This is a genomic window from Acinetobacter legionensis, from assembly GCF_057165765.1.
Map to the genome: position 1 here is coordinate 1 of NZ_JBWLXM010000001.1, position 3,541 is coordinate 3,541.

Below are 3,541 nucleotides of genomic sequence, written 5' to 3' on the forward strand. Positions count from 1 at the left end.
TTCACTACTCACGACGATGTTTTTTTTGGTACCTTTTTTTTCACCGGAAAGGACCCGTAAAGTGATAATGATTATCATCTACATATCACAACGTGCGTGGAGGCCATCAAACCACGTCAAATAATCAATTATGACGCAGGTATCGTATTAATTGATCTGCATCAACTTAACGTAAAAACAACTTCAGACAATACAAATCAGCGACACTGAATACGGGGCAACCTCATGTCAACGAAGAACAGAACCCGCAGAACAACAACCCGCAACATCCGCTTTCCTAACCAAATGATTGAACAAATTAACATCGCTCTTGAGCAAAAAGGGTCCGGGAATTTCTCAGCCTGGGTCATTGAAGCCTGCCGTCGGAGACTAACGTCAGAAAAGAGAGCATATACATCAATTAAAAGTGATGAAGAATGAACATCCCGCGTTCTTCCCTCCGAACAGGACGATATTGTAAATTCACTTAATTACGAGGGCATTGCAGTAATTGAGTTGCAGTTTTACCACTTTCCTGACAGTGACAGACTGCGTGTTGGCTCTGTCACAGACTAAATAGTTTGAATGATTAGCAGTTATGGTGATCAGTCAACCACCAGGGAATAATCCTTCATATTATTATCGTGCTTCACCAACGCTGCCTCAATTGCTCTGAATGCTTCCAGAGACACCTTATGTTCTATACATGCAATTACAACATCAGGGTAACTCATAGAAATGGTGCTATTAAGCATATTTTTTACACGAATCAGATCCACGGAGGGATCATCAGCAGATTGTTCTTTATTCATTTTGTCGCTCCATGCGCTTGCTCTTCATCTAGCGGTTAAAATATTACTTCAAATCTTTCTGTATGAAGATTTGAGCACGTTGGCCTTACATACATCTGTCGGTTGTATTTCCCTCCAGAATGCCAGCAGGACCGCACTTTGTTACGCAACCAATACTATTAAGTGAAAACATTCCTAATATTTGACATAAATCATCAACAAAACACAAGGAGGTCAGACCAGATTGAAACGATAAAAACGATAATGCAAACTACGCGCCCTCGTATCACATGGAAGGTTTTACCAATGGCTCAGGTTGCCATTTTTAAAGAAATATTCGATCAAGTGCGAAAAGATTTAGACTGTGAATTGTTTTATTCTGAACTAAAACGTCACAACGTCTCACATTATATTTACTATCTAGCCACAGATAATATTCACATCGTGTTAGAAAACGATAACACCGTGTTAATAAAAGGACTTAAAAAGGTTGTAAATGTTAAATTCTCAAGAAACACGCATCTTATAGAAACGTCCTATGATAGGTTGAAATCAAGAGAAATCACATTTCAGCAATACAGGGAAAATCTTGCTAAAGCAGGAGTTTTCCGATGGGTTACAAATATCCATGAACATAAAAGATATTACTATACCTTTGATAATTCATTACTATTTACTGAGAGCATTCAGAACACTACACAAATCTTTCCACGCTAAATCATAACGTCCGGTTTCTTCCGTGTCAGCACCGGGGCGTTGGCATAATGCAATACGTGTACGCGCTAAACCCTGTGTGCATCGTTTTAATTATTCCCGGACACTCCCGCAGAGAAGTTCCCCGTCAGGGCTGTGGACATAGTTAATCCGGGAATACAATGACGATTCATCGCACCTGACATACATTAATAAATATTAACAATATGAAATTTCAACTCATTGTTTAGGGTTTGTTTAATTTTCTACACATACGATTCTGCGAACTTCAAAAAGCATCGGGAATAACACCATGAAAAAAATGCTACTCGCTACTGCGCTGGCCCTGCTTATTACAGGATGTGCTCAACAGACGTTTACTGTTCAAAACAAACCGGCAGCAGTAGCACCAAAGGAAACCATCACCCATCATTTCTTCGTTTCTGGAATTGGGCAGAAGAAAACTGTCGATGCAGCCAAAATTTGTGGCGGCGCAGAAAATGTTGTTAAAACAGAAACCCAGCAAACATTCGTAAATGGATTGCTCGGTTTTATTACTTTAGGCATTTATACTCCGCTGGAAGCGCGTGTGTATTGCTCACAATAATTGCATGAGTTGCCCATCGATATGGGCAACTCTATCTGCACTGCTCATTAATATACTTCTGGGTTCCTTCCAGTTGTTTTTGCATAGTGATCAGCCTCTCTCTGAGGGTGAAATAATCCCGTTCAGCGGTGTCTGCCAGTCGGGGGGAGGCTGCATTATCCACGCCGGAGGCGGTGGTGGCTTCACGCACTGACTGACAGACTGCTTTGATGTGCAACCGACGACGACCAGCGGCAACATCATCACGCAGAGCATCATTTTCAGCTTTAGCATCAGCTAACTCCTTCGTGTATTTTGCATCGAGCGCAGCAACATCACGCTGACGCATCTGCATGTCAGTAATTGCCGCGTTCGCCAGCTTCAGTTCTCTGGCATTTTTGTCGCGCTGGGCTTTGTAGGTAATGGCGTTATCACGGTAATGATTAACAGCCCATGACAGGCAGACGATGATGCAGATAACCAGAGCGGAGATAATCGCGGTGACTCTGCTCATACATCAATCTCTCTGACCGTTCCGCCCGCTTCTTTGAATTTTGCAATCAGGCTGTCAGCCTTATGCTCGAACTGACCATAACCAGCGCCCGGCAGTGAAGCCCAGATATTGCTGCAACGGTCGATTGCCTGACGGATATCACCACGATCAATCATAGGTAAAGCGCCACGCTCCTTAATCTGCTGCAATGCCACAGCGTCCTGACTTTTCGGAGAGAAGTCTTTCAGGCCAAGCTGCTTGCGGTAGGCATCCCACCAACGGGAAAGAAGCTGGTAGCGTCCGGCGCCTGTTGATTTGAGTTTTGGGTTTAGCGTGACAAGTTTGCGAGGGTGATCGGAGTAATCAGTAAATAGCTCTCCGCCTACAATGACGTCATAACCATGATTTCTGGTTTTCTGACGTCCGTTATCAGTTCCCTCCGACCACGCCAGCATATCGAGGAACGCCTTACGTTGATTATTGATTTCTACCATCTTCTACTCCGGCTTTTTTAGCAGCGAAGCGTTTGATAAGCGAACCAATCGAGTCAGTACCGATGTAGCCGATAAACACGCTCGTTATATAAGCGAGATTGCTACTTAGTCCGGCGAAGTCGAGAAGGTCACGAATGAACTAGGCGATAATGGCGCACATCGTTGCGTCGATTACTGTTTTTGTAAACGCACCGCCATTATATCTGCCGCGAAGGTACGCCATTGCAAACGCAAGGATTGCCCCGATGCCTTGTTCCTTTGCCGCGAGAATGGCGGCCAACAGGTCATGTTTTTCTGGCATCTTCATGTCTTACCCCCAATAAGGGGATTTGCTCTATTTAATTAGGAATAAGGTCGATTACTGATAGAACAAATCCAGGCTACTGTGTTTAGTAATCAGATTTGTTCGTGACCGATATGCACGGGCAAAACGGCAGGAGGTTGTTAGCGCAAAAAAAAAATTCCAAAAAAAAAATTCCAAAAAAAAAAAGCGACTAACAAACAC

The 3,541-nt window shown here is 43.4% G+C and carries 6 protein-coding genes and 1 pseudogene; 3 read left to right on the forward strand and 4 right to left on the reverse strand.

The genetic code is table 11. The features are described from left to right. Nucleotides 1-225 precede the first annotated feature (225 nt). The gene (locus AC2G3J_RS20130) at nt 226-420 is read left to right on the forward strand and encodes a YlcI/YnfO family protein (protein ID WP_001421937.1); all 195 of its coding nucleotides are present in this window, start codon (nt 226-228) and stop codon (nt 418-420) included. A 164-nt stretch (nt 421-584) separates the two neighbouring features. On the opposite strand, the gene ybcW is transcribed toward AC2G3J_RS20130, so the two are convergent. Next, entirely contained in the window at nt 585-791 is a 207-nt protein-coding gene (gene ybcW / locus AC2G3J_RS20135; protein ID WP_001031427.1) for a protein YbcW, read from the reverse strand. Between the two features lie 285 nt (nt 792-1,076). On the opposite strand from ybcW, the gene AC2G3J_RS20140 reads away from it, so the two are divergent. Both AC2G3J_RS20140 and bor read left to right on the forward strand, forming a co-directional pair. Further along, entirely contained in the window at nt 1,077-1,487 is a 411-nt protein-coding gene (locus AC2G3J_RS20140; RefSeq protein ID WP_012775990.1) for a DUF1398 domain-containing protein, read from the forward strand. A 289-nt stretch (nt 1,488-1,776) separates the two neighbouring features. Beyond that, on the forward strand, nt 1,777-2,070 hold the full coding sequence (gene bor, locus AC2G3J_RS20145) for a serum resistance lipoprotein Bor (RefSeq protein ID WP_000738492.1): 294 nt from the start codon (nt 1,777-1,779) through the stop codon (nt 2,068-2,070). Nucleotides 2,071-2,101: 31 nt separating this feature from the next. Here bor and rzpD read toward each other — a convergent pair whose 3' ends face one another. The 3 genes and pseudogenes from rzpD to AC2G3J_RS20160 form a co-directional block, all read right to left on the reverse strand. Then, on the reverse strand, nt 2,102-2,563 hold the full coding sequence (gene rzpD, locus AC2G3J_RS20150) for a prophage endopeptidase RzpD (protein WP_000092275.1): 462 nt from the start codon (nt 2,561-2,563) through the stop codon (nt 2,102-2,104). Beyond that, the gene (locus AC2G3J_RS20155; RefSeq protein WP_000229403.1) at nt 2,560-3,036 is read right to left on the reverse strand and encodes a glycoside hydrolase family 24 protein; all 477 of its coding nucleotides are present in this window, start codon (nt 3,034-3,036) and stop codon (nt 2,560-2,562) included. The genes rzpD and AC2G3J_RS20155 overlap by 4 nt, the downstream gene beginning before the upstream one ends. Further along, nucleotides 3,020-3,343, reverse strand: a pseudogene (locus AC2G3J_RS20160) (phage holin, lambda family). The gene AC2G3J_RS20155 and the pseudogene AC2G3J_RS20160 overlap by 17 nt, the downstream one beginning before the upstream one ends. Nucleotides 3,344-3,541: the final 198 nt, after the last annotated feature.

What these genes read in the sequence shown, in the direction of transcription:
- AC2G3J_RS20130 (WP_001421937.1), top strand. Translation starts at nt 226, where the DNA reads ATGTCAACGAAGAACAGAACCCGCAGAACAACAACCCGCAACATCCGC.
- ybcW (WP_001031427.1), bottom strand. Translation starts at nt 791, where the DNA reads ATGAATAAAGAACAATCTGCTGATGATCCCTCCGTGGATCTGATTCGT.
- AC2G3J_RS20140 (WP_012775990.1), top strand. Translation starts at nt 1,077, where the DNA reads ATGGCTCAGGTTGCCATTTTTAAAGAAATATTCGATCAAGTGCGAAAA.
- bor (WP_000738492.1), top strand. Translation starts at nt 1,777, where the DNA reads ATGAAAAAAATGCTACTCGCTACTGCGCTGGCCCTGCTTATTACAGGA.
- rzpD (WP_000092275.1), bottom strand. Translation starts at nt 2,563, where the DNA reads ATGAGCAGAGTCACCGCGATTATCTCCGCTCTGGTTATCTGCATCATC.
- AC2G3J_RS20155 (WP_000229403.1), bottom strand. Translation starts at nt 3,036, where the DNA reads ATGGTAGAAATCAATAATCAACGTAAGGCGTTCCTCGATATGCTGGCG.